Raw genomic sequence first — 23761 nt, 5'->3', positions numbered from 1 at the left:
CTCGAACGGCCACCGGCCTCCTGCCCCTCGGCGGCGCACCGCGCGCCCGCGCGTGAAAATGCTGGCACTGATCGGCGGCGGGCTGTCGCTGGCGCTGGTTGGATTGTGCGCGTTGGCCCTGGTCGCAGGGCTGGCGGTGCTGCTGGGATCGGACCGGGTGCTGCCCGGCGTCAGCGCGGGGGGTGTGGACGTGGGCAACCTGTCCGAAGCGCGCGCGGCGGAGACGCTCGCGGCGGCGTGGAACAGCGACGGCATCGTGATCCGTGACGGCGCGCGAAGCTGGACCGCCGCGCCGGGGGAGATCGGTATCGTGCTCGATGCGTCCGCGACGGCGGCCCAGGCACGCGAGTGGGGCCGCTCCGAAGGCGGGATGTCGGGGCTGTTCCGCGCGTTGGCGGGCGGTGTGGAGGTTGCGCCGGTGCTGGCGATCGATTTGAACCGCGCGGCGGATTATCTGGACGCAGCAAAAGAGACGATCGACGTTCCGGCGGCGAACGCGGGCGTGCGGCTGGTGAATGGACAGGCCCAGGCGACGCCTGCCAGCGATGGGCGCACCCTGGACGTGGCGCAGACCGTGCGGCTGCTCCAGATTGATGCGGCGGGTGAGCTGGCCGACGGGGCGCTCGATCTGGTCATGATCCCGACGCAGCCAACTATCACCGATGCGACGCCGCTGGTGGCGCAGGCCAACGCGCTGCTGTCCAGCCCGTTCCAGGTGGACGCCTACGATCCGATCCGCGACGAGTGGCAGCACTGGTCCGCGCCACCGGATCAGTGGGCGGGCTGGTTGGAGGCAAGCAGCGATTCGAGTAGCTCGACCGGGCTGGTGCTGGCGATGAACAGCGCGGGGCCGACTGGATTTCTGCAAAGTAGCGCGGCCTTTGGCGACGAGCGTTACATCGACGTGGAGGACGCCGTCGCGGATATGCAGGCGGCTATCGCGCAGGGCCAGACCGCCGCGACGGTGCGCGTGTGGCATCACGAGACGACGTACACCGTGCAGGGCGGGCAGACCCTTGCCAGCATCGGGGAGCAGGTGGGCATCCCCTATCCCTTTATCCAGGCCGCGAATCCCGGCATCAATGTCGATGCGCTCAGTTCGGGGCAAGAGCTGGTGCTGCCGTCCAAAGATATTCTCGTGCCGATGGACCCGATCCCGTCCAAGCGTATTGTGGTCAGCCGGGGCCAGCAGCACCTCTGGGCCTACGAAAACGGGCAGGTCGTGTTCGACTGGGTGATCTCCACCGGCTTGCCAACCAGCCCGACCGCGCTGGGCACGTTCCAGGTGCAGACGCACGACGAGAACGCCTACGCGGAGCAGTGGAACCTCTATATGCCGGACTTCATGGGCTTCTATCATCCAGGGCCGAACATGGACCTGTGGAATGGCTTTCACGGCTTCCCGACGCGCGGCGGCGGTTACCTGCTGTGGGAGGGCGATCTGGGCACGCCGGTCACGTATGGCTGCGTGCTGCTGAGCCTGGAAAACGCGCGGACGCTGTATAACTGGGCCGAGGACGGCGTCGTGGTCGAGGTGCGCGGATCGTAGCTGAGCTGCCGCGCGGACAAAAAAGTAGGGGCGTATACCAATACGCCCCTTACAAAAAGTTCACGTGCGCACTACTGCGGATTTACGGCGTGACCGGCGTCGGCGTTTCGACGTAATCCGGCGCGCTGAGAACGTCCGCTTTGGTGGGCGGCCAGTAGCGCACCCGTGCGATGCCGACGATGGTCGAGGCTTTCACCGGGCCGAACGAATGGCTGTCGAGGCTGTGGCTGCGGTTGTCGCCCAGGACGAAATATTCGTCGCTGGCAAGCTGCCACTCGCCGTCGCACGAGCTGTAGGTGCAGTATTCCTTGACGTAGCTTTCCTCAAGCTCCACACCGTCCACATACACGCGGCCCTCGCGGATGACGATGTGCTCGCCGGGCAGGCCGATGACGCGCTTGATCAGCAGCTCGTCACGCGTGCGCGGCGAATCGAGCACGATGACGTCGCCGCGTGCCGGGCCGGAGAGCAGCATCGTCAGGCGATCCACGATCACGCGGTCGCTGGTGTAAAAGGTCGGCTCCATGCTGGCGCCGTCTACGACGTAGCGCGGCAGGAAGGTGTCCATGCCGACGCGCACCAACACGACGATCAGCACGAGCTGTACGGCTTCTTTGAGCCACTGCCCGATCGGCAGCGGCGGGCGTTTGAGGTCGGGCGCTGGCTCTTGTGGGGGGATCTCCGTGGGCTGCGTATCCCACAAATAGTCGAGGTCGTCGTCGTGATACTCAGGAGTTGTCAGGTCGTCCATAGTCACTTCCACCGGATACCATCGCCAAAAAGGATACCAATCCTATTGTAGCGCCGCTTTAGGCCCCTCACGCGATTTTTAGAAAACATTAATGGTTTCGCTGGCTGAAACGCCTATTAAACGGCAGAATTATCGGGGTCTACCTTCCGGCGGGTTGTGATGAGCGCCGGGCGCATGCAGTTTACAGCGGAGCACACCATGCACATTCTCGTAACGGGTGGGGCGGGGTACGTCGGCTCGGCGACCGCCGCCTATTTCTTGCGCGCGGGCCATTCGGTAACGGTATTCGACAGTCTGATCAAGGGGCACCGCGAGGCGATCCCGGCGGGAGCGGCTTTCGTGCAGGGCGATCTGGCCGACACCGCCGCGCTGGACGTGCTGTTCCAAACGCTGAAGATCGACGCGGTGGCGCACTTCGCCGCGTTTATCGAGGCGGGCGAATCGATGCAGGAACCGGCCAAGTATTTCCGCAACAACGTGGCCTATACCAACAACCTGCTCGACGCGATGATCAAAAACGGCGTGAAGAAGCTGCTGTTTTCGTCGTCGGCGGGCGTGTACGCCAGCAAGGACGGCCCGATCGTCGAAGACGATCCGGTCGGCCCGGCCAACGTTTACGGCGAAACCAAGCTGATGATCGAGCGCATTCTGACGTGGTATAACCGCGTCGCGGATTTACAGTTTGCCGCGCTGCGCTATTTCAACGCCTGCGGCGCGATGCTGGACATGAACGGCACGCCCATGCGCGGCGAGGCCCATCAGCCGGAAACACACCTGATCCCGCTCACGCTTCAGGTTCCGCTCGGCCAGCGCGACGCGATTTACATCTACGGCACGGACTACAACACGCCCGACGGCTCGTGCATCCGCGACTACGTGCACATCGAGGACCTCGCCACGGCGCACGTCCTGGCGCTCGAAGCGCTCAGCCCGCAGCGCGATCGCATGATCTACAATCTGGGCAACGGACGCGGCTACAGCGTGCGTGAGGTGATCGACGTGGCGCGGCAGGTGACCGGGATCGACTTCCCGGCGGTCGAAGCGCCGCGCCGCCCCGGTGACGCGGATATGCTGGTCGCGTCGTCCGAGCGCATCATGCAGGAGCTTGGTTGGGAGCCGCGCTACCCGGACTTGCGCGACATCGTCGGGATGGCCTGGACGTGGCACACCACACACCCGCACGGCTACGAGGCGGAGTAACGGTGGTTTGACGATGCACGTGGCGTTCAACGGCTGGTTCTGGGATCAACCCTATACCGGCAGCGGGCAGTATCTGCGGCGGCTGCTTGGCGGGCTGCGCGATCTCGCGCCCGACCTGCGGCTGTCGCTGGTGGTGCCCGCGCACATTCGCACCCTGGACGATTTGCCGCCAAACGTGGACGTGCTGCCTGCTGCCGCGCGGTTCGGCGGGCATCCGGGCAAAGTATGGTTCGAGCAGCGCAGTTTTCCGCACGCGGTGGCGCGGCTGGGCGCGGACGTGGCGCACGTGCCCTATTGGGGGCCGCCGCTGCGCATCAGCGCGCCGCTGGTGACCAGCGTGTTGGATATGATCCCGGTACTGCTGCCGGAATACCGCGCCGGGGCGATGAACCGCCTCTACACTGGGTTGGTGAGCGCGGCGGCGCGCGGATCGGCGCACGTGCTCACTATCTCGAAAGCGAGCAAGATCGATATTGCGCGCGAGCTGAGCATCTCACCGGAGCGCATCACGGTCACGCCGCTGGCCGCCGACGAGCGTTATCACGCGGAAGGCGACCGCGGCGCGGATCGGGCCGTACGCGAGAAGTACAACCTGCCGGACGAGTTCGTGCTCTATCTCGGCTCGTTCGTGGCGCACAAGAATGTGCGGATGCTGCTGTCGGCCTATACGTTTGTCGTGCAGGCCGTTGGCGAGAACGTGCCTCTGGTGCTGGCAGGGCATCCGCCTGCAGCCTGGGGCACGGCGCGCTTCCCCGATCTGCCCGCGACGATCGATGGGCTGGGGCTGGGCGGTGTGGTAGAGTGGACCGGCCCCATCGACGAGGCGGATAAGCCCGCGTTGTACCGGCTGGCGACCGTGTTCGCGTTCCCCAGCCGCCTGGAAGGGTTCGGTCTCGGCCCGCTGGAGGCGATGGCGAGCGGTACGCCGGTCGTGGCGAGCGGCGTTTCCTCGATTCCCGAAGTGACGGGCGACGCGGCGTACCTCGTCGCGCCGGACGATTCGCGCGCGATGGGCGGTGCGATCCTGTCGCTGCTGACCGATGCGAACTTCGCGGCGGATTTGCGGGCGCGCGGTCTGGAACGCGCCGCCGGGTTTACGTGGCGGCGCACGGCGGAAGGCACGCTGGCCGCGTACCGTCAGGTGGTCGAGGCGGGCCGCGCGGGATAGAATGAACCGCGCGCCGGGGTTTCCTGGCAGCGCGAGCATGTGTAACCGTTGTAATTGGACGCAGAGCGAGGGTTGTGACGATGAAGCGACTGTATTGGGGTTTGGTGATGGTGGCGGCGCTGGCGATGGTGCTGGCCGCCTGTGGAAATGACGACGACGAGGCACAGGATCAGCCGGCCATGCCGACCGTCGCGCCCGCCGTGGCATCGCCCGAAGCAACCGAGTTGGTGACCGAAGTTCCCGCCGTGTCGATCCCAACGGACGACGCGTTGTTCAGCATGCCGGACGACGCCGTAGTGGCGCTGCCGCCGCAGACCGTCGCGCCCGGCAAGGGCACGATTCGCGTCAATGTCACTATGCCCGAAGGTTACAAGCTCAACGGGCAGGCCCCTTTTACGCTGATCTGGTCCGACGATCCTATCGCGCAGATTCCCGCCGATTCACAGGACATCCGCATCAAGCTGCCGGAAATGCCGGTTGATGTGCCCGTGACGTTTGTCGAGGGCCAGACCGAGCTTTCGGCTGAGATGACGACCTATTGGTGCGAAGGGGTCAACGAGACCCTGTGCTTCGTGGACCGTGCGACGCTGACCGCGCCGATCACCGTTAGCGCCAGCAGCGACGTGCACGATCTCACGTTCGAGCGCGCGCTCGTGCCGCCCGTGTCGTAGCGGGCGACGCGCTCATTCCGGGTTGGTGATGTCCCGGATCGCCTTGTACAGCGGCTGTAAGTGGCTATACATCTTCTTATAGACGCGGTGATAAAGCTGGTCGTAGATCGCCTGCGTTTTGGGGTCCGGCTCGAAGACGCGGCTCACACGCGTCATATCGCGGATGGCCGTGTCGAAGTCGGGATGCAGGCGTAGCCCCACCGCCGCGTCGATGGCCGCGCCCAGGCCGGACGTCTCGTAGGTGTGCGGACGGGCGGTCGGCAGCCCGAAGATGTCTGCCGTTAGTTGTAACGCGCCGTCGCTCTGCGATCCCCCGCCGGACACGCGCAGCTCGGTGATCGGCACGTGGCTGCGTTTCTCGGTGCGCTCTTTGCCCTCGCGCAGCGCATAGGCCAGCCCTTCCAGAATCGCCCGGTAGATGTGGGCGCGGGTGTGCACGTCGCTGAAGCCGATGATCGCGCCGCGCGCCTCCGGCCCCGGAATTTTGACGCCCGGCGACCAGTACGGCTGCAAGAGCAGCCCCATCGATCCCGGCGGGACCTCGCTTGCCAGCTCGTCCAGCAGCACTTCCGGCTCGACGGCCATTTCCTCCGCGATCAGCATCTCCCGGTAGCCGAATTCCTGTTTGAACCAGCTTACCATCCAGTAGCCGCGATAGATCTGGATCTCCAGGCTGTACGCGCCCGGCACGGCAGACGGGAAGGGCGGCACGAGCGGGATCGCCTCGACGTACTTGCGATGCGTGGTGTTGATTGTGGCCGTGGTGCCGTAGCTCAGGCAGCCGACGTGCGGCTCCAGGCAGCCGGAGCCGAGTACTTCGCACGCTTTGTCGGCGGCGGCGGCGATCAGCGGCAGCCCGGCAGGGATGCCCGTCGCCTCGGCAGCGTCCGCCGTGATTGTGCCGAGCATTTCGCCGGGCCGGACCAGATCGGGAAGCTGGGCGCGATCCATCGGCACGGCCTGCCACTTCCAGTCACGCGGGGACGCCCAGCACAGCTTCTTATAGTCGAACGGAAAATATCCTACCTGGCACCCGGTCGAATCGACGAAGTGCCCGGTCAGGCGGTAGGTGAGATAGCCGGAAAGCAGCAGAAATTTGTAGGTCTTGTCCCAGAGTTCCGGCTGGTGATGGCGGATCCAGTTTGCTTCGGCTTCGGCCTGAAAGTACGCGACCGTGCCGGACATGCGCACCAGTTTGAACAGCGCACCCCAATAGCCGCCGATCGGCGGTAGCCCCTCGGTGCGGCGCTGGTCAAGCCAGACCATCGCCGGGCGCAGCGGCTTGCCGTCGCGGTCCACGTTGACCATCGTCGCGCGCTGCGTGGTCAGCGTCACGCCCGCAATGGCGGATTTTGGCACGTCCGTCTGCCGCCAGAGCTGCTGGCAGGCATGGCACAGCGAGGTCCAGAAATATTCGGGATGCTGTTCCGCCCAGCCGGGATGCTGCGAAAAGTACGGCTCGATGGGCACGCGCGACTTGGCGATCAGTGTGCCGTCCAACCCGAACAGCAGCGCGCGCACACTTTGGGTCCCGTTGTCGATGGCGAGGATCACTTGATCGGGCATAAAGAAGTCTCGTTTCTAAAGGCGCTCAAAAGTGTAGTATAACGCCGCGCGTCCGCTCATTGTCTACGAATTATGGCGGGCGGCAAGGGTGGGATCGTGGGCGCGCTCGGCAGCAAAAAATAGGCCGGGAATTCCCGGCCTGTTCGTTCCGTGATGTGCTGCCCGTTCAGGACACGGCTTTTTGCGGCTCCGGGGCTAATCCCGCTTCGGTGATGATACGCGGCACGATTTCTTCCCAGCCGACGGCCATCAGGTGCACGCCGTGGATGCCTTGCAGCTTGCGCACGCCTTCGATCAGTTCCAGCGCGATGGCGACGCCTTCTTCCTGCACGCCGTCACCCGCCGCTTCCAGGCGCTTAAGAATGGGCTTCGGGATGCTCACGCCCGGCACGCTGTCGTTCATGTACGTCGCCATCTTGAACGACTTGACCGGCGCGATCCCGGCCAGAATATATACCTTGCCGAGCACATCGCGCTGCGCCAGGGCGTTGAGCCACACTTCCAGCCCGCCGAGGTCGAAGATACAGTTCGTCTGGAAGAACTGCGCGCCCGCGTTTACCTTCTTCTGTTCGCGCAGGGCCTGGAAGTCGGGCCGGGAGGCGAAGGGCGACGCCGCCGCACCCAGGAAAAACTGCGGCGGGTTCTTCAGGTCGCGCCCATCCAGGTAGCGCCCTTCGTCGCGCATCCGGCGCAGAATCCACAGCATTTGCACCGAGTCGAGATCCACGACATCCAGGCGGCCCATCGGTGATGGCCCCATGCGCCCCGAATCGCCCGAAAGGCACAGCACGTTGCGGATGCCGAGCGTACTGGCGCCGATTGCCTCGGACTGCAAGCCGGTGCGCGTCCGGTCGCGCGCGGCGATCTGCATGACGGGTTCCGCGCCCGCTTCTTTCGCCAGCACGCTGCACGCGATGCTCGACATGCGCGCCGTGGCGGAGGGGTTGTCGGTGAAGTTGACCGCGCTCACGTAGGGGCGGATCATCTCGATGTTCCGCGTCAGCTTGCCGGTGGCGGTGCTCAACGGCGGGCCGACCTCGGCGGTGACAACGAACTGCCCGGCGCGCAGATCCCGCTCCAACTGCGAGAGCGGCTCGCTATAGGCCGGGGCGTGATAGGTCGAGTCGCCCTGCCACCAGTCCGGCTGGCGCACGGGGCGGAACACGGCGTCCCATGTCTGCGCGCGGCGGGCCGGGTCCCGCGCGATCAGGCCGGTGGCCACCGTCTTTACGCCCACGGCGCGCACCTGCTGTACCACGTCGCCCCACGTTTCCGTGCCGACCTTGTTCCAGTCGAGCGGGGGTAGCACTTCGAGCAGTTTTTCCTGCCGCCCCATCGCAAATGAACGGTCGTAGATCTTGTACCAGATGCACGGGCGCGTCTCATCGACGTAACAGTGCGCTTCGGTCGAGCCGCCGCACGGCCCGTTGCGGATGCCCTTCGGGCATTCCATCGGGCAGATGAACGCGGTTTCTTGCAGCAAACAGTTGCCGCACATCCGGCAGCCGAACGCGGGGCCTTTGACCAAACGCTCGGCGGCAGCGAGCAGCCGGCGTCCCAATGGCTCGCGCTTAAACGGGTAGAACGGAGGCTGCCAGCGGCGGCCAGGGGTAAAAATGGGCATAGGGTCCTCTTAACGCCAGTAGTTGAATAAGGGGTGACAGCGGTCTAGTTTGGTGCGGCGGAAACATGGATTTCCCGGCTCGCTCGTTAGCTGTTGTAAACCTCCCACAACGCGCGGCTGGTGTCGTCCGTGCCGGATGGCGTCGCGATGTCCGGCGCAGAACTCGCGCGTTGTTCCAGCAGCGAGTTGATGACGATTTCTTCGGCGTTTGCCCCCTGGATGCAGTCCCACGCGCAGACGCGTTCCGGTGGGCAGATCCGGCAGCGTGCTTCGTCGCTGCGCGGAAGTGGGGTGAGCGAGCGGATCGGGGTTGGAGTCATGGAGCATCACCTTCGTTTCAATTTATGAAATCATAATCATCAAAATGGCCCTTCGTCACAAGTGACGAACGTCACGGGTTTAGGGGCTATTACGACAGGTGCAATATGAACTAAAGGTTCATAAAATATGAATTGTAGGTTCAGTTCAATAAGGAAACATTATGACGCTCTCCGACTGGCCGCAGCTTCAATCGCACATTGCCGAACTTGAGCAGGAAGGGCTGGTGACGCGCACCTTCCGGCGGCTCGACGCCGAACGCCAGATGGCCGTGATCCACGCCGTGCTCGATGAAGCGAGCGAGCGCGGTCCCACGGCGATCAACATCAAGCATGTAGCCGAACGGGCGGGGGTCGCGGTGGGATCGCTTTACACCTACTTTGGCAGCCGCGATGGCATGCTCGATTTCGCGGTGACCCTGTGCGTGCGCTACATGAGTGACGCGTTTGAGAGCTTCCGCCCCTACCTGATCGCGCTGCCGTTCGACCAGGGGCTGCGTTTGTATCTGTCCGGCGGGGTGGAGTGGAGCCAGACGCAGCTCGGACTGATCCAGTTTTTTGCGCGGGCCGCGTATCACAGCGATTCGGAACTGCTGGAACGGATCGTGCAGCCGGTTGCTACCACGATGCGCGAGCTGGTGCGGGCCATGCTGGAAGGGGCCATCGCGCGCGGTGAGGTCCGGCCCGACATCGATCTGGACGCGACGTCCCGGCTGATTCACGGCCTCAGCATCGTGGCTGGCGACAGCCAGATTCTGCCGTATCTCAACGCCTATTTTCAGATCACGGGCGGCGACGTGCTGCCCGAACGGGTGCTCGATGCGTTTGTGGCGCTGGTCATGGACGGGATTGCGCCCCGCTCGTGACCCGATGTTGTGCCGTGCTTCTCGCTTGAGGAGGTTTCGATGTCTGGGGATGTGGCGCTTCGCCGGTTCTTCAAGGTGCTCAACCGCTTTTTCATGGTCCCGATGTTTCGCCTGGGCTTCGGCGCGCTGCTCGGAACGCCCTTTAGCGGCTACATCATGGTGCTCAAGACGATCGGGCGGAAATCGGGCAAGATGCGCTATGCGCCGGTGAACTATGCTGTGATCGACGGCTGTGTGTACTGCCTGGCCGGGTTCGGCAGCGTGGCGCACTGGTATCGTAACGTGCAGGCCCATCCGGGCCTGGAATTGATCATGCCGGGTGGGGCTGTCGCGGGTGTCGCGGAGGAAGTGACCGCCCCCGACGAGTATCTGCGTGCGGCCCGGCAGGTTCTCAAAAATGGCGGATTTGCGGGCTTTATGATGGGCTTCAACCCGTTCACCGCATCGGATGATGTGCTGCGCGGCGGGCTCCAGGGGATTCCGGTGCTGCGCATCCGCCTCACGGGGATCGGCAGCGGCGCGGCGGATCCCGGCGGCCTCCTGTGGATTCTGCCCGTCGCGGCGACCGTGGCGGTGGTGCTGGCGCTGGTCCTATGATGCGGCTCAGGGCTTCGGAGAGGCCGGGTGGCTCTATGAATGAGCGGGCTTCACTTCCAGCGGATCGTGCGGTGGTTGTTTTGCGCGCGGAACACCTGACCCGGCGGTATGGCGCGCTGACCGCCGTAGACGATCTAACGCTGGACGTCATGCAAGGCGAAATCTTCGGTTTCCTCGGTCCTAACGGTGCGGGCAAGACGACTTCGGTCAACCTGATGTGCGGGCTGGCAAAACCCGACGCAGGCCGCATTCTGATCTATGGGCAGCCGGTGCACGATGGCGACCCCGAAATCGTCGCGCAGGTGGGTGTATGTCCGCAGGAGATCATCTTGTGGGACAACCTGACCTGCCTCGAACAGCTCGAATTCATCGGCACGCTTTATAACATGTCGCGCCGGGCGGCCCGCGCACGCGGTGAGGTGCTGCTGGAAACGGTCGGGCTAGCGGACAAACGGCATAAGCGTGCCCGGACACTTTCAGGAGGAATGCAGCGCCGCCTGAACCTGATCATGGCGCTCGTTCACGATCCGCCCATCCTGGTATTGGACGAGCCGGAAGCCGGGCTCGATCCTCAAAGCCGCGTACTCGTACGGGAATATATTCTCACCCTGGCACGGCAGAAGACGATTATCCTGACCACGCACAACATGGACGAGGCCGAACGGCTGGCCGACCGGGTTGCCATCATCGATCATGGCCGCCTGCTGGCGCTGGATACGCCCACCGCACTCAAACGGCAGGCCGGGGAAGGTGACGTGCTTGAAATTGGTCTGGCGGTGTATTCACCGGAGACCGGACCGCTGCTGGCGGCGCTGCGCTGCATCACGCCGGACGTGACTCTGGCGCGCGATACGGTCGTGCTGCGCGCACCGGGCATGATCGAGCAGCTGCCTGCTGTGCTCGATGCGCTGCGTGCCTGCGGCGCGTCGGCGGGAGAAATTCGGCTGCGCGAATGCTCGCTGGAGGATGTGTTCATCTCCATGACGGGACGGGGGCTGCGCGAATGAAGCTGTTGAGTGTGATTCGCAAAAGCTTGATCGAACAGTGGCGGGATAAGATGACACTCGTCCTGATGCTGAGCAGTGCGCCGTTTTTTGTCGTGTTGTACTGGGCATTCCTCGGCGGCGGCTCGACGACCTATACCGTGCTGGTGCTGAATCAGGACGTGGGTTTGGTGGTGGAAGGTCAGCCCTGGAACGCCGGGGAAGAGATCTCGGCGGCGCTGCGCGGCGTGACCTATGCGGACGGCCAGCCCATGCTCGACGTGCGGTTCGTGGACGACCGCGCGGCGGCTGAGCACAAACTGTCCGAGCGGGATGCGGATCTGCTGCTGGTGATCCCGGCAGGCTTCTCGCAGGGGCTGCGCGACCGGTCGGCTGAAGTAACCGTGGTGGGCGATCTCACCAACCCTTACTACGCGGTTGCGTCGGTATTGGCCGGGGCGGGTGTGGATGGTTACATAGAGACGATGACCGGATCTCCGCGCCCGGTGAGCTTCCGTGAAGAGGCGCTTGGCGCGTCCGCCACGCGTACCGAGTTCGAGACGTATGTGCCGGGCCTGCTGATCTTCGCCGTGATCATGCTCGTGTTTCCCGTGGCGATGACTGTAGCGCACGAAGTCGAGGCGAAGACATTGCGCCGCTTGCAGCTTACCCGCGTGACCTCCTTCGACTTTCTGGCCGGGTTGAGCGCCGCGCAGGTGCTCGTCGGTGTGGCGGCGGTGCTCCTGACCTTCTTGACGGCGATCGCGTTGGGCTTTCGCAGCCAGGGGCCGGTAGGCGTGGCGATCCTGGTGGCAGTGGTGACCGGTCTATCCGTTGTCGGCGTGGGGCTGCTGGTTGCGTGTGCCGCGCGCACCGTGACGCAGGCGTTTGTGATCGCTAACTTCCCACTGATGTTGATGATGTTCTTCTCCGGGGCGGTCTTCCCTATGCCGCGCACGGTGTTGTTCCATATTGGTGGGCGTGGCATCAGCCTCAATGAAGCGCTTCCTACCACGCATGCGGTAGCCGCGCTGAACAAGGTGTTGACGTTGGGAGTGGGGCTGAAGGATGTCACGTACGAGCTGACGGCAGTGCTGATCCTGTCGCTGTTGTACTTCGCTGCCGGGATCTGGTTGTTCCAGCGCAGGCACTTGCATCGCCAGTGGTGAACCTGCTTGTGCGCTCCGCCGAGCGGAAGCGCCTGCGCACCGGTATCAAGCGCCGCAGTCCACGGAACAGGCTGCGGCGCTTTGTATGCTGCGGTCGAGTGCTTCCTCTTTACAATTTTTGAAAAGATTTAACCTTTTTGCCCCTTGATGCCTCATAATTAGGGTAACGAGGAGAATCATTTAAAGAAGTTTAAAGTGACCGTTCATACGAAAATGACCAATCCGAGTTAAGATAGCTGCGGACCAAAAACAGCGCGTTAAATGAGGGGACCATGAAGAAGATCCTGCTCGTCGAAGACGACGACACGCTCCGCCAAACGCTCGCTTATAACCTCGCCAAAGAAGACTATGAAGTGCTCCAAACCGGGGATGGGGGCGACGCGTTAAATCTGGCCCGCGAGAAGACGCCGGACCTGATCGTACTCGATGTCATGCTGCCTACGCTCGACGGCCTGTCGGTATGCCGCATCATTCGTAATGAATCGGATGTGCCCATCATCATGCTGACGGCGCGCGGCAGCGAAGTGGACCGCATCGTCGGCCTGGAGATCGGCGCGGACGACTATATCGTTAAGCCGTTTAGCCTGGGCGAGTTCCTTGCACGTGTGCGGGCGATTTTGCGCCGCACGCCGTCCTCGACCCATACCGTGATCGATCGCCTCGAATCCGGCGATCTGACGCTGGACCTGATTGCGCGGCGCGTCACGCGCAACACCGACGAGCTGCGCATGACGCACAAGGAGTTCGACCTGCTGGCGACTCTGATGCGCAATCGCGGCGCGGTGCTCTCGCGCGATCTCCTGCTGGAGCGTGTGTGGGGCTATGATTACAGCGGCCAGACCAAGACGGTGGACGTGCACGTCCGCTGGCTGCGCGAGAAGATCGAAGAAGATCCGTCCAACCCGCAGCGCATCGTAACCGTACGCGGGGTGGGCTACCGGTTTGAAGGGTAAGGGCACCGTATGTCGGAAGTAATTGCCTGGGTGCTGGCTGTGGCGGGACTCGCGGCGGCGGGCGTCGCGGGTTGGAAGTGGTATCACCTGCAGCAGCAGGCCGCAGCCTATGCGAGCACCTGCGCGAGCCTGAAACTGTCGCTGACGCGCTCCGAGCAGCTTCGTGATGGCCTCTTGAAAGTCATCGACGACGCGGTGCTGGTGCTCGACGAGCGCCAATCGGTCGTTCTGGCGAACGAGAAAGCCGCCGAGCTGTCGGGCAGTGACCCGATGGGAAAGCTGCTTTCCGAAACGCTGCGCCATCCAGAGCTGGAAATGCTGAGCCAGGATGCACGCATCGTCGGCGGCGGGGAAGGGGTCGAGCGCCGGATCGAGTACGGACACCTGATCCTCAACGCGCGGGCGGTCGTGGTTCAAAACGACGATCGCAGCCTCGAAATCCTCACCCTGCGCGACGTCACCGAGTTCCAGCGCCTCGAACGCGCTCGCCGCGAGATGGTGTCGAACATCTCCCACGAGCTGAGCACTCCGATCACGACGATCGGGCTGCTGGCCGATACGCTGTACGAAAGCGCGGTGAAGGAGAAGCCGAAGCGGGTTCGCAAGATGACCGCCGATATCCGGCGCGAGGTGGATACGCTCACCCAGCTTGTACAGGAAATGCGCGATCTGGCGCTGATCGAATCCGGCCAGATGCCCGTCCGGCTGACGCCGTGTGACCTGATGGAAATCGTCCAGGGAACGGTCGATCAACTGCTGCCGCTGGTCGAAAACAAGCAGCAGGCGATTACGGTTGACGTGCCGGAAAATATCTGCGTGCTGGCCGACGATCTGCAAATCCGGCGCGCGCTGAAGAACATCATACACAACGCGGTCAAGTTCACCCCTGAACTGGGCCAGATCGAGGTGCGCGCGACGACCAGCGCGGACGAAGCCATTATCATGGTCAAAGACAGCGGCCCCGGCATTCCCAGCGAAGATCTGCCGCGTCTGTTCGAGCGCTTCTTCCAGGTGGACCGGGCGCGTAGCACCGGGACCGGCCTGGGGCTGGCGATCGTGCGGCACATCGTGCTGGCGCATGGCGGTCGCACCTGGGCTGAGAGCGCTCCGGGCGAGGGCGCGACGTTTTTTGTGTCGCTGGCGCTCTCCGAAGGGTAGTCACACAGGCTGTCAGGTTTAAATCTTTTTCACCTGCATTTAACCTGACGCCGATTCTCCGCACGCACGGCATCATCCCTTTTTTGCGGCGATAAACAGGTTGAGCGGCGGCTCGCAGCGGTGCTATAATTCGCTCCGGGGCAGCCGTCGTGCTGCCTGCGTGCCGGACTGGGTTGAGATCGGAAAGGGTGCCGCCGTATGGCGAAATCGGACATCATTGAGGATCTGCAGGCCGCGCGCGCAAGCCTGCTTGAGGCCATCGACGGCCTGACGGACGAGCAGATGCTTCAGGTGGGCGCGGTTGGGATCTGGTCGGTGAAGGACGTGTTGGGTCACCTCGTGGCGTGGGAAGCCGAGCTGGTCACCACGCTGTCGCGGCTGGACCAGTACAAACGGCGTGCGCCCCAGATCGTGGAAATCGAAGATCTGGACGAATGGAACGACGAGCAGTACCGCGTCAATGTCGCGCGTCCGTTGGATATCATTCTCGAAGATTTCTACGGCGTCCATAAGCACCTTGTCGGGGCGATTCAGGCCCTGGATACGCGTACGCTGGAAGATAACCGTGTCTGGCCCTGGATGGAAGGCGAGCCGCTGAGCTACCTGGTCGCGGAAAACGCGACCTGGCACGAGCAGGAGCACGCCGATGACATCCGCCAGTGGCGCGAGGAAAATGGCATTTAGCCGTTGGTCGAGGATGACGCGCAGTGAAGATCGCTGCAGCTTGATGGTTTGGCATATTTGAAACAGGCGGGGACAAAATCGCATGGCAGAACTGCCGGGTAGATCGGCTCAGCCGGATCGCGTGGTCCGGCCCCTGGGGCTGTCGATTGCTCTTTTGGCGACGGCGATCTTATACGGCATTGCGCCGCTGCTCGAAGTCTATTTTGTGCATCGCCTGTCAATGACGGCTGAAGAGTCGTTTGTGCTGGGCGGCGCGGACGTCAGCCAATGGGCCTGGATCGAAGCCGGCGTGGGCGGCGTTATTCTGGCGCTGTGTATCCTGGCGTGGTGGGGACGCCCCGCCTGGATTCGCTACGTCCTCATCACCGTGATCCTGATCGTTACCGCCATTAACCTGTACCGCATCATCGATGCGGCAGTGGCTCCCTCGAATCCCGTCTACGATGGGCTGGCACAGTCCGCACTGCGCAGTTGGCTGGTGTGCCAGCTTCCCGCATTGGCCCTCATTCCGCTTTATACCACCTGGTACTTGAACCGCGCCCCGGCACGCGCGTTTTATGCTCGCGTGCCGCTGTCGCAGATCAAGTCTCGCTGGGCGGAGGAGCCGTCATCTTCGGCCACGCCTGCCAAGTCACGGGAGTGATCTGCTAGGCGCTCTGGCTGCTCTTGATGCCGCATCGAGCGGATTTCTCTTGCATTGCAATGTCGAGTAGAATGAGCTGGGCAGGGCTGTGTGATCGCACTGCCCATGATCTGCGTTAAGGAAGGACTCAATGACCGAAATCAAACAAATGATCGACGCGCTGTGGCTTACCGATAAAATTTACTGGGATCTCTTGCTGTACTGGATTTTCCTCCTCAATGTCATCATCCTCTTTGTTCTGCCCGACGGATCCAGCTTCCAGACGACCATCACGATCATCACCATTATGGCGGTCGTGATCGACAAGGTCTACGCGTTCGGCTATATGCTTGATGCCGGGCGCTATACCCCTCAGCGCTGCCACGAGGCGATCTTCTTTGGGACTTATATCATCCGAATTATCATGCTGGTTGCGCCGTTAACTGTGGCGGGGTCTACGAGCAATGGTAAGGTGCGCGGCATCGGGATTCTGGCCGCGATTTCGGGTGGCATTTACGCGTTCACGCGGTGGTTCATCGATCAGCGCAACGTCAGCTCAACTGCGCTGACGTGCGCTTTTCTCGATTTAGGGTTCGCGGCTCAGAATGCCGGGATGGTGCTGATTCTGGCGAAGATAGCCCTGCGTGACCGGTTATCCCTTGGTGCAATACACCGGCACATTCCAATCACGGTGCTGGCTGAGCTTCCCGCGGACGAGGTCGAAGTACAGGCTGCGTAGCTGCTGCACGACCGGACCCATTTTGCCCGTGCCAATCGGGCGGTGATCGACTTCGGCAATTGCCACCACCTGAACCCCTGTGCCGCAGAAGAACGCTTCATCGGCCAGGTACACTTCGGTGCGATCGATCTCCCGCTCGACCACGGGCATTTTCATTTCTTCCGCCAGCAGTTGAAGCACCGTGCGGCGGGTGATGCCTTCCAGGATGTTGGCGTTGATGGGCGGGGTGATCGCCACGCCGTCGCGCACCATGAAGAAGTTCTCTGCGCTGCCTTCCGAGATGTGGCCGTTTTCGTTGAGCACCAGGGCTTCGTCGAAGCCGTTCAGCATGGCGTCCGTTTTGATGAAGGCCGAATTCGCATAGGCCCCCGAAATTTTGCCGCGCGCTGGGATGGCGTTGTCATCGACGCGCCGCCACGCGGAAAACGTCACTTTTGAGCCTTCTTCGTCTTCGATGTAGCTGCCGAACGGCTGCGCGAACATGGTGAATTCGGCTTCGAGGTTGTGCAGGCGCACGCCGATCACGTTCGAGGATTTGTAAACCAGCGGGCGGATATACACGTCCTCGCGGAAGCCCTCTTTGCGCAGCAATTGCAGCAAGATGTCCAGCATGGATTCGGGCGTGTAGGGCAGGTCCATCATCAGCAGCCTGGCCGAATTCAGCACGCGCCGGAAGTGATCCAGGGGGCGGAAGATGTACAGGTCTTCGTCCTCGGCGTTCCAGTAGGCACGCACGCCGCCAAACGCGCCGGTTCCATAGTTCAGCGCGTGCGTCATAACACTGACCTTCGCTTCATCGATTGGAACAATTTTGCCCTTGAAGAATGCGTAGTTTGGTCCTGCAGCCATTCCGCTTGACTCCTCTACTATTTCTTTGAGCGCGTTTACACGCCAAAACGAAACGTGGCCGGATTATAGATCTGGCTCCCGGTGCGGCAATGGGCAAACCGTCTAAAGCGGCTGCGGCGGTTCGTCGATGAACTCCAGGTGGCTTGCGGGCGCCTGCGCCGACTCTCGATATGCGCCGCGCAGGTGCTCCGGCAGCAGGGCGGCGATCTGGCTCATGGCCTCGTGCGTCATGGCGGCCAGTTCTTCGCGCGGGATGCGTGTCCGCCCGTCGGTGCGGAAGCGGAACGCGGGGCCAAACCGCACGGTGACCGGTGTGCGGCGCAGCTTCTTCAGGGTCGCGGGGAACTGGTTCGTGCCTTCGACGCCCACGGGCAGAATGACGGCGTTTGTTTTGGTCGCAATGTACGTCATGCCGTCTTTTGCTTCCGACAGCGCGCGCTGGCGCGTGCCTTCCGGCGCGATCAGCACCATGCGCTCGCGCCGCAGCAGCTCGATCGTGCTGTCGAGCGCCCGACGGTCCACTTCGCCGCGCTTGACAGGATACGCGCCCCAGGCGCGTGCCATGAAGCCCGCCACGAGGCTGTCGTAGTTCTCCGCTTTCGACATAGGCACGATGTAACGCGAGGTGATCGCCCCGGTGACCACGAACGGGTCGATCGCGCCGATGTGGTTCATGATGACGATGGCCGGACCGCTGGCCGGGATGTGCTCCGTGCCTTCGATGTGCATTTTGACCAGCAGCCCGAACCCGATCTTGCGCAGCACGAAGTCGCGCAAGAAGCCGCGGCGGCGGTCGTAGCGGTCCTGATGGTAGACGATATCGTACGCATGAGAATGCGGCGATGCCTGGGATGTCATAAGGGCGTGTGCTCCACTGGCGAAAAGTTTATTTGCGCGGCTTGGCGTGCTGCTTCAACAGGCGAACTTCGATCGGGGTGAGCTTGCGCCACTGGCCGGGCTGTAAGTGCCCGATCTCCAACATGTCGATTTTGACGCGGACCAGCCGTTTGACCCCGTGCCCCAACATGAGCGCGGTGCGGCGGATCTGGCGCTTGCGGCCTTCGCGCATGACCAGCTCCAGCAGCGTTTCATTTGGCTCCTTCGAGAGCACTTTAATCTTCACGGGCGCGGCTTTTTTCTCGTCAAGCGTGACGCCTTTGCGCCAGATGTTGAGCGTTTCCTCGGTCGGATTCCCATCGACCAGCACCTGATAGGTCTTGGTGTGCTCATAGCGCGGGTGCATCAGGTGATTGGCAAGCTCGCCGTCGTTGGTGAGCAGGATCAGGCCTTCGCTGTCCGCATCCAGCCGCCCGACCGTGAACAGGTGACCCTGGTGCGGGACCAGCTCGCGGACCAGTTTGCGCTTCTCGTTACCGATGCGCTTGTTGGACGACAGCACGTTGTAGGGCTTGTTAAGCAGGTAATACACGTATTCGACGTCTGCCTTCAGCTTTTGCCCGTCCACAGTTACGGTATCACGCTCAAGATCGGCTTTGTCGCCCACTTTGGCCGTCTTGCCGTTGACCAGCACGCGTCCCTGTTTGATCAGTTCTTCCGACGCGCGGCGCGAGGTGATACCCGCCTGGGAAATCAATTTCTGTAACCGTTCTTCTGGCAACCTGTTCTCTCCGTTTAGCCGCACCGGAATGTGGCGCGGTTGATCTGCGATAGGTGATTAAAGGGAAACTGCTGTGCGTCAGTCGGGATCGCCCGTGTAACGCACGACCATCAGGGTGGTGTCGTCGAATGCGGGGGCCGGGCCGACGAAGGCCACCAGCGCCTGCGTTATGGTTCGCAAAATGTCTTCCGCCGGGCGATGCACCGCTGCGAGCACTGCTTCGACCAGCCGGGACTCGCCAAACGGCTCCCCGATGGAGTTTTCCGATTCGGTCAGGCCGTCGGTGTAGTACACGACTACGTCGCCGGGTTCTAGTTGGATCGGAATGGCGTGCACCGGCAGATCCGCGAACCAGCCCAGCGGGCGACCTCCGCGCGGCAGAAAGTCGTACGTGCCGCGCTGCGTGCGGACCAGTAGCGGACGGTTATGCCCCGCGTTGACGCCGATCATTTCTCCGCCGCAGCTCAGGAGGCTGTAGTAGACCGTGACGAACATGCCCGATTCCGAATCGTTGAGCAGCACGCGGTTGACCTGCCGCAGCGTTTCTTCCGGCTCGCGGGCGGAAAGCACCGTGCCCCGGATGAGGCTGTGCGTCATCGCCATGAACAGCGCGGCGGGCGCGCCTTTGTCGGAGACGTCCGCGATCACCGCCGCCAGCGTGCAGTCGTCGAAGCGGAAGCAGTCGTAAAAGTCGCCCGCCACCTCGCGCGCTGCGCGCCAGTCCGCCGCGATCTCGTAGCCGGGCACGGTGGGCAGGGTGCGCGGCATCAGCCCGCGCTGAAGCTCGTAGGCGAGCTGGAGTTCGCGCTCCATGCGGCCTTTTTCGACTGCGACCTGATACAGCCGCGCATTTTCGATGGCCGCCGCGGCCTGATCCGCGAAGGCGGCCAGCAGCGCGAGGTGATCCTCGTTGAACAGACCGCTTTGCAGGCGGTTGTCCACGTAGACCAGCCCAATCAGCCGCCCCTTGACGGTCATCGGCACGCACAGGATCGAGCGCAGCCCCAACACGATGATGCTCTGCCCGCCGCCCAGACGCGCGTCGTACTGGGCGTTATCGGTCAGGAGCGGCACACGGTCCTGCGCGACCTGCCGCACGATGGTGTAGCTCACCTGGAATTCAGGCGATTCGATCTCGCTGCGATCCATGCCACGCGCGACCTTAAACTCTAGCTCGTTGCGCTGATCGTCGCACAGCATCAAAAAGCCGCGCTCCGCGCCGGTGACGTCGATCACACGGTCCATGACGTTTTCCAGCACCTCGTCCAGATCCAGGCTGGAATTGAGCGTGCGGGTGATTTCGTACAGCGTGGAGAGGTGTTGGTGACCGGGTACTGGCGTGGATGGCTGTGACATGATGATCTCTCCTGCGGCGAGATGCCCCGCATTATAGCATTCCGGGCCACCCTTTGCCTAACCACCTGTTATAATTCGTCAGATAGTTAAACACTGCCTGTCTTTTCCGGTTGTTTTCCGAGGAGTACTCCATGAATCCGTATGATTACGCCGACGCGAACCGCGAGACCTTCCTCGCGGAACTGGAAACGCTGCTGCGTATTCCGAGTGTGAGCACGCTGTCTGAGCATAAGGGTGACGTGCGCCGCGCGGCGGAATGGCTTCAGCAGCATCTGCTGCAGATTGGCATGACCCGCGCCGAATTGTTTGAAACCCCCGGACATCCGCTGGTGTATGCCGAGTGGCTGGGTGCGGCAGGCGCGCCGACCGTGCTGGTGTACGGTCACTATGACGTGCAGCCTGTGGACGACCCGGAGGGCCAGTGGAAGTCCAGCCCGTTCGAGCCGGTGATCCGCGATGGGGCGCTGTATGCGCGCGGTGCGACCGACGACAAGGGCCAGACGCTGACGCAGGTCAAGGCCGTGCAGAGCCTGATGGCGAACGGCGGGATGCCGGTCAATATCAAGTTCCTGATCGAAGGCGAAGAAGAAAGCGGCTCGGTCAATCTCTACAGCTTCATCGACAACCACCACGATCTGCTGCGGTGCGACGTGGCGGTGATTTCGGATACACACATCCTCGGAAAAGATCAACCGTCCATCGTTACGGGGCTGCGCGGCATGACGTACCTGGAAATCGAAGTGCGCGGCCCGTCGCACGATTTGCACTCCGGCAGCTACGGCGGCGTGGTGCATAACCCGGTGCAGGCGCTGGTCGAGATCCTGGCCACGATGCACGACGCCGAGGGGCACATCACCATCCCCGGATTCTACGACAAGGTGCAGGTGCTCACGCCGGAGCAGCGCGCCGATCTGGCGAAGAATCCGATGCCAGTAGAGCGCCTGAAGTCGGAAACCGGGATCAACAAGGCGTGGGGCGAACCGGAATTCGATCTGCACGAGCGGATCGGCATCCGCCCGACGCTGGAAATCAATGGCATCATCGGCGGCTGGACGGGCGAGGGGGCAAAGACTGTGCTGCCCGCGCGCGCGATGGCGAAGGTGAGCTGCCGCCTCGTCCCGAACCAGGATGCGGTCGAGATCGAGAAGCTGATCACCGACTTCGTGGCGGCGCACACCCCGCCGACCGTAACCAGCGAAGTGCGCGTGCTGCATCGCGGCGACTGGGGCGTGGTCGATACCGATTCGCCGTACTTCCGCGCGGCGGCGGACGCCTACACGTTCGGGTTCGGCAAGGCCCCGGTGTACATGCGCGAGGGCGGCTCGATCCCGGTGGTGGCTTCGCTGCAGCGCGCGTTCGATATCCCCGTGATCCTGATGGGCTTCGGTCTGCCGGATGATAACCTGCACGGCCCGAACGAGAAGTTCGACCTCGAATGCTTCTCGCGTGGTATCCAGACGGCGATCAAGTTCTACGAGACGATCGGCACGATGCACTAACGCGCATCGCAGCGTCAGGGTAATTCCATCTCTTCCTGCCGGGAACGCTCCGGTAGGAAGTTTTTTTGTATTCTCCTCCGGTGTTTTTATGAAAAACAAGATGCTAATAGCTTGTATAGTGCGTTGAAACATCATACAATGACGCTAAAGAAAGTTCTCTATGGTGCACCAAAGGAGTTTCTTACAATGGCCCGGAATGGAAACGGCTCCGGCGATGTTTATTACCCTTCCGACGAAGTTCTGGCTCAGGCACACATTAAAGACCGGGATGCAGTCAGCACGGAGATGCAAGAGGATCTCGCGGGGGCGTGGGGACGAATCGCCCACGAGGAGTTCGAGTGGTCCAAGCCGTGGGACACGACGCTCGATGAATCGGACGCGCCGTTCTATAAGTGGTTCGTGGGCGGCAAGACGAACATCGTGACCAATGCGCTCGACCGCCACCAGAAGTCGTGGCGGCGCAACAAGGCTGCTCTGATCTGGGAAGGCGAGAACTACGAGCAGCGCACCTACACCTACCAACAGCTTCACCGCGAGGTGAGCCGCTTCGCCAGCGTGCTGCGCGCGATGGGCGTCAAAAAAGGCGATCGCGTCACGATCTACATGGGCCGCATCCCGGAGATCGTGATCGCGATGCTGGCCTGCGCCAAGATCGGCGCGGTGCACTCCGTGGTTTACGGCGGCTTTTCGGTCGAGGCGCTGCACGGGCGGATCGAGGACAGCCAGAGTACGGTCGCCATCACCGCCGACGGCTCGTGGCTGCGCGGCAACGTCGTGCCGCTGAAGGACATCATGGACGAGGCGCTTCAACGCGCGCCAACCGTGCAGACCGTGATCGTGGTCAAGCGCACCGGTCAGGACGTGCACATGGAGCCGGGCCGTGACCTGTGGTATCACGACCTGATGAACCTGCCCATCGCGGACCCGCACATCGAGACGGTGCAGGTGGATGCCGAAGATCCGCTTTACCTGCTGTACACCAGCGGCACGACCGGTAAGCCCAAAGCGATCCTGCATACGCACGGCGGCTACATGGTCGGCGTTGCCACGACGCTCAAATGGGTGTTCGACCTGAAGGACGACGATACGTGGTGGTGTGCCGCCGATCCCGGCTGGGTGACAGGGCACAGCTACATCGTCTACGGGCCGCTGCTGCTGGGCATGACCAGTGTGATATACGAGGGCGGGCCAAACTACCCGTTCCCGAACCGCTGGTGGGACATCGTGGAGCGGCACGGCATTACGGTGATGTACACCGCGCCGACCGCCATTCGCGGCCTGATGCGCTTCGGTGACGCGTGGCCGAATCGCCACGACCTGAGCACGCTGCGGCTGCTGGGCAGTGTGGGCGAGCCGATCAACCCGGAGGCGTGGCGCTGGTATTACCGCGTGATCGGCAAGGAGCGCTGCCCGATCATGGATACGTGGTGGCAGACGGAAACGGGCCACTTCATGATCACGCCGCTGCCGTGCACGCCGCTGAAGCCGGGCAGTGCGTCGCTGCCATTCCCCGGCGTCGAGGTGGACGTGCTGGACGAAGAGGGTAACCCCGCTGCGCCCAACGAAGAGGGCTATCTGGTGATCAAGCGCCCGTGGCCGGGCATGATGCGCACCATCTACGGCGATCCCGACCGCTACGTGCAGAACTATTGGACGCGCTTCCCCGGTATGTACATGACCGGCGACAGCGCGCGGCGCGACGAGGACGGGTATATCTGGGTGATCGGGCGCGTGGACGACGTGATCAAGGTCAGCGGCTACCGGCTGGGTACGGCGGAGATCGAGAGCGCGCTGGTCAGCCACCCATCCGTAGCGGAGGCGG

23 protein-coding genes are annotated in these 23761 nt (G+C 62.8%); 15 read left to right on the top strand and 8 right to left on the bottom strand.

Annotated features, from left to right (window positions below):
* Positions 1 to 1549, top strand: a 1549-nt coding sequence (locus V7116_RS13345; RefSeq protein WP_324392430.1) for a L,D-transpeptidase family protein, incomplete at its 5' end; no start/stop codon positions are given.
* Between the two features lie 82 nt (positions 1550 to 1631).
* Here the strand turns inward: V7116_RS13345 and lepB are convergent.
* Entirely contained in the window at positions 1632 to 2300 is a 669-nt protein-coding gene (gene lepB, locus V7116_RS13340; protein ID WP_324392429.1) for a signal peptidase I, read from the bottom strand.
* A gap of 198 nt (positions 2301 to 2498) precedes the next feature.
* Between lepB and galE the strand changes: the two genes are divergently transcribed.
* The 3 genes from galE to V7116_RS13325 all read left to right on the top strand — a co-directional run bounded on the left by galE (position 2499) and on the right by V7116_RS13325 (position 5339).
* On the top strand, positions 2499 to 3500 hold the full coding sequence (galE, locus tag V7116_RS13335; RefSeq protein WP_324392428.1) for a UDP-glucose 4-epimerase GalE: 1002 nt from the start codon (positions 2499 to 2501) through the stop codon (positions 3498 to 3500).
* A 13-nt stretch (positions 3501 to 3513) separates the two neighbouring features.
* Positions 3514 to 4668, top strand: coding sequence for a glycosyltransferase family 4 protein (locus V7116_RS13330; RefSeq protein ID WP_324392431.1), 1155 nt, complete (start codon positions 3514 to 3516; stop codon positions 4666 to 4668).
* A gap of 80 nt (positions 4669 to 4748) precedes the next feature.
* Complete coding sequence (locus tag V7116_RS13325) at positions 4749 to 5339, top strand: hypothetical protein (protein ID WP_324392427.1); 591 nt, start codon at positions 4749 to 4751, stop codon at positions 5337 to 5339.
* A 12-nt stretch (positions 5340 to 5351) separates the two neighbouring features.
* Here the strand turns inward: V7116_RS13325 and V7116_RS13320 are convergent, their stop codons facing one another.
* From V7116_RS13320 to V7116_RS13310, 3 genes are all read right to left on the bottom strand, one after another.
* Entirely contained in the window at positions 5352 to 6905 is a 1554-nt protein-coding gene (locus V7116_RS13320) for an FGGY-family carbohydrate kinase (RefSeq protein ID WP_324392426.1), read from the bottom strand.
* Positions 6906 to 7071: 166 nt separating this feature from the next.
* On the bottom strand, positions 7072 to 8529 hold the full coding sequence (locus tag V7116_RS13315; protein ID WP_324392425.1) for a methylenetetrahydrofolate reductase C-terminal domain-containing protein: 1458 nt from the start codon (positions 8527 to 8529) through the stop codon (positions 7072 to 7074).
* Positions 8530 to 8615: 86 nt separating this feature from the next.
* Positions 8616 to 8849 (bottom strand): hypothetical protein, encoded by a 234-nt coding sequence (locus tag V7116_RS13310; protein ID WP_324392424.1) that lies wholly within the window; start codon positions 8847 to 8849, stop codon positions 8616 to 8618.
* Positions 8850 to 9010: 161 nt separating this feature from the next.
* On the opposite strand from V7116_RS13310, the gene V7116_RS13305 reads away from it, so the two are divergent.
* The 9 genes from V7116_RS13305 (at position 9011) to V7116_RS13265 (ending at position 16617) form a co-directional block, all read left to right on the top strand.
* Positions 9011 to 9712 (top strand): TetR/AcrR family transcriptional regulator, encoded by a 702-nt coding sequence (locus tag V7116_RS13305; RefSeq protein ID WP_324392423.1) that lies wholly within the window; start codon positions 9011 to 9013, stop codon positions 9710 to 9712.
* A gap of 39 nt (positions 9713 to 9751) precedes the next feature.
* Positions 9752 to 10309 carry a nitroreductase/quinone reductase family protein gene (locus V7116_RS13300; RefSeq protein ID WP_324392422.1) on the top strand — a complete coding sequence of 186 codons (558 nt, stop codon included), beginning with the start codon at positions 9752 to 9754 and terminating at the stop codon, positions 10307 to 10309.
* Between the two features lie 71 nt (positions 10310 to 10380).
* Complete coding sequence (locus tag V7116_RS13295) at positions 10381 to 11316, top strand: ABC transporter ATP-binding protein (protein WP_324392421.1); 936 nt, start codon at positions 10381 to 10383, stop codon at positions 11314 to 11316.
* Positions 11313 to 12461: an ABC transporter permease gene (locus tag V7116_RS13290; RefSeq protein ID WP_324392420.1), complete on the top strand. Its 1149-nt coding sequence runs from the start codon at positions 11313 to 11315 to the stop codon at positions 12459 to 12461. Before V7116_RS13295 ends, V7116_RS13290 begins: the two co-directional genes overlap by 4 nt.
* Before the next feature lie 272 nt (positions 12462 to 12733).
* Entirely contained in the window at positions 12734 to 13414 is a 681-nt protein-coding gene (locus V7116_RS13285) for a response regulator transcription factor (protein WP_324392419.1), read from the top strand.
* A gap of 9 nt (positions 13415 to 13423) precedes the next feature.
* Positions 13424 to 14572: a sensor histidine kinase gene (locus tag V7116_RS13280; protein ID WP_324392418.1), complete on the top strand. Its 1149-nt coding sequence runs from the start codon at positions 13424 to 13426 to the stop codon at positions 14570 to 14572.
* A gap of 198 nt (positions 14573 to 14770) precedes the next feature.
* The gene (locus tag V7116_RS13275; RefSeq protein WP_324392417.1) at positions 14771 to 15256 is read left to right on the top strand and encodes a DinB family protein; all 486 of its coding nucleotides are present in this window, start codon (positions 14771 to 14773) and stop codon (positions 15254 to 15256) included.
* A gap of 82 nt (positions 15257 to 15338) precedes the next feature.
* The gene (locus V7116_RS13270; protein WP_324392416.1) at positions 15339 to 15899 is read left to right on the top strand and encodes a hypothetical protein; all 561 of its coding nucleotides are present in this window, start codon (positions 15339 to 15341) and stop codon (positions 15897 to 15899) included.
* A 130-nt stretch (positions 15900 to 16029) separates the two neighbouring features.
* On the top strand, positions 16030 to 16617 hold the full coding sequence (locus V7116_RS13265; RefSeq protein ID WP_324392415.1) for a hypothetical protein: 588 nt from the start codon (positions 16030 to 16032) through the stop codon (positions 16615 to 16617).
* Here the strand turns inward: V7116_RS13265 and V7116_RS13260 are convergent.
* From V7116_RS13260 to V7116_RS13245, 4 genes are all read right to left on the bottom strand, one after another.
* Positions 16531 to 17466 carry a branched-chain amino acid transaminase gene (locus V7116_RS13260; RefSeq protein ID WP_324392414.1) on the bottom strand — a complete coding sequence of 312 codons (936 nt, stop codon included), beginning with the start codon at positions 17464 to 17466 and terminating at the stop codon, positions 16531 to 16533. The genes V7116_RS13265 and V7116_RS13260 overlap by 87 nt on opposite strands.
* Before the next feature lie 102 nt (positions 17467 to 17568).
* Entirely contained in the window at positions 17569 to 18324 is a 756-nt protein-coding gene (locus tag V7116_RS13255; protein ID WP_324392413.1) for a lysophospholipid acyltransferase family protein, read from the bottom strand.
* 28 nt (positions 18325 to 18352) lie between these two features.
* Positions 18353 to 19084 (bottom strand): pseudouridine synthase, encoded by a 732-nt coding sequence (locus V7116_RS13250; protein ID WP_324392412.1) that lies wholly within the window; start codon positions 19082 to 19084, stop codon positions 18353 to 18355.
* 78 nt (positions 19085 to 19162) lie between these two features.
* Complete coding sequence (locus V7116_RS13245) at positions 19163 to 20440, bottom strand: PP2C family protein-serine/threonine phosphatase (RefSeq protein WP_324392411.1); 1278 nt, start codon at positions 20438 to 20440, stop codon at positions 19163 to 19165.
* Between the two features lie 131 nt (positions 20441 to 20571).
* On the opposite strand from V7116_RS13245, the gene V7116_RS13240 reads away from it, so the two are divergent.
* Together V7116_RS13240 and acs are read left to right on the top strand one after the other, a co-directional pair.
* Positions 20572 to 21939, top strand: coding sequence for a dipeptidase (locus V7116_RS13240; protein WP_324392410.1), 1368 nt, complete (start codon positions 20572 to 20574; stop codon positions 21937 to 21939).
* Positions 21940 to 22125: 186 nt separating this feature from the next.
* Positions 22126 to 23761 (top strand): acetate--CoA ligase (gene acs / locus V7116_RS13235; RefSeq protein ID WP_324392409.1); only part of this gene is annotated, 1636 nt, incomplete at its 3' end.

Origin of the sequence: Aggregatilinea sp. (assembly GCF_036822615.1) — a bacterium.
Taxonomy (GTDB): Bacteria; Chloroflexota; Anaerolineae; order Aggregatilineales; family Aggregatilineaceae; genus Aggregatilinea.
This window is presented reverse-complemented; position numbering and strand designations above follow the sequence as displayed.

Bases quoted from the DNA above. Each gene is read 5' to 3' on its own strand.
- V7116_RS13330 (WP_324392431.1), top strand. From the start codon at position 3,514: ATGCACGTGGCGTTCAACGGCTGGTTCTGGGATCAACCCTATACCGGC.
- V7116_RS13325 (WP_324392427.1), top strand. From the start codon at position 4,749: ATGAAGCGACTGTATTGGGGTTTGGTGATGGTGGCGGCGCTGGCGATG.
- V7116_RS13280 (WP_324392418.1), top strand. From the start codon at position 13,424: ATGTCGGAAGTAATTGCCTGGGTGCTGGCTGTGGCGGGACTCGCGGCG.
- V7116_RS13305 (WP_324392423.1), top strand. From the start codon at position 9,011: ATGACGCTCTCCGACTGGCCGCAGCTTCAATCGCACATTGCCGAACTT.
- V7116_RS13300 (WP_324392422.1), top strand. From the start codon at position 9,752: ATGTCTGGGGATGTGGCGCTTCGCCGGTTCTTCAAGGTGCTCAACCGC.
- V7116_RS13285 (WP_324392419.1), top strand. From the start codon at position 12,734: ATGAAGAAGATCCTGCTCGTCGAAGACGACGACACGCTCCGCCAAACG.
- lepB (WP_324392429.1), bottom strand. From the start codon at position 2,300: ATGGACGACCTGACAACTCCTGAGTATCACGACGACGACCTCGACTAT.
- V7116_RS13265 (WP_324392415.1), top strand. From the start codon at position 16,030: ATGACCGAAATCAAACAAATGATCGACGCGCTGTGGCTTACCGATAAA.
- V7116_RS13315 (WP_324392425.1), bottom strand. From the start codon at position 8,529: ATGCCCATTTTTACCCCTGGCCGCCGCTGGCAGCCTCCGTTCTACCCG.
- V7116_RS13275 (WP_324392417.1), top strand. From the start codon at position 14,771: ATGGCGAAATCGGACATCATTGAGGATCTGCAGGCCGCGCGCGCAAGC.
- V7116_RS13260 (WP_324392414.1), bottom strand. From the start codon at position 17,466: ATGGCTGCAGGACCAAACTACGCATTCTTCAAGGGCAAAATTGTTCCA.
- V7116_RS13255 (WP_324392413.1), bottom strand. From the start codon at position 18,324: ATGACATCCCAGGCATCGCCGCATTCTCATGCGTACGATATCGTCTAC.
- V7116_RS13290 (WP_324392420.1), top strand. From the start codon at position 11,313: ATGAAGCTGTTGAGTGTGATTCGCAAAAGCTTGATCGAACAGTGGCGG.
- V7116_RS13240 (WP_324392410.1), top strand. From the start codon at position 20,572: ATGAATCCGTATGATTACGCCGACGCGAACCGCGAGACCTTCCTCGCG.
- V7116_RS13245 (WP_324392411.1), bottom strand. From the start codon at position 20,440: ATGTCACAGCCATCCACGCCAGTACCCGGTCACCAACACCTCTCCACG.
- V7116_RS13320 (WP_324392426.1), bottom strand. From the start codon at position 6,905: ATGCCCGATCAAGTGATCCTCGCCATCGACAACGGGACCCAAAGTGTG.
- V7116_RS13270 (WP_324392416.1), top strand. From the start codon at position 15,339: ATGGCAGAACTGCCGGGTAGATCGGCTCAGCCGGATCGCGTGGTCCGG.
- V7116_RS13310 (WP_324392424.1), bottom strand. From the start codon at position 8,849: ATGACTCCAACCCCGATCCGCTCGCTCACCCCACTTCCGCGCAGCGAC.
- galE (WP_324392428.1), top strand. From the start codon at position 2,499: ATGCACATTCTCGTAACGGGTGGGGCGGGGTACGTCGGCTCGGCGACC.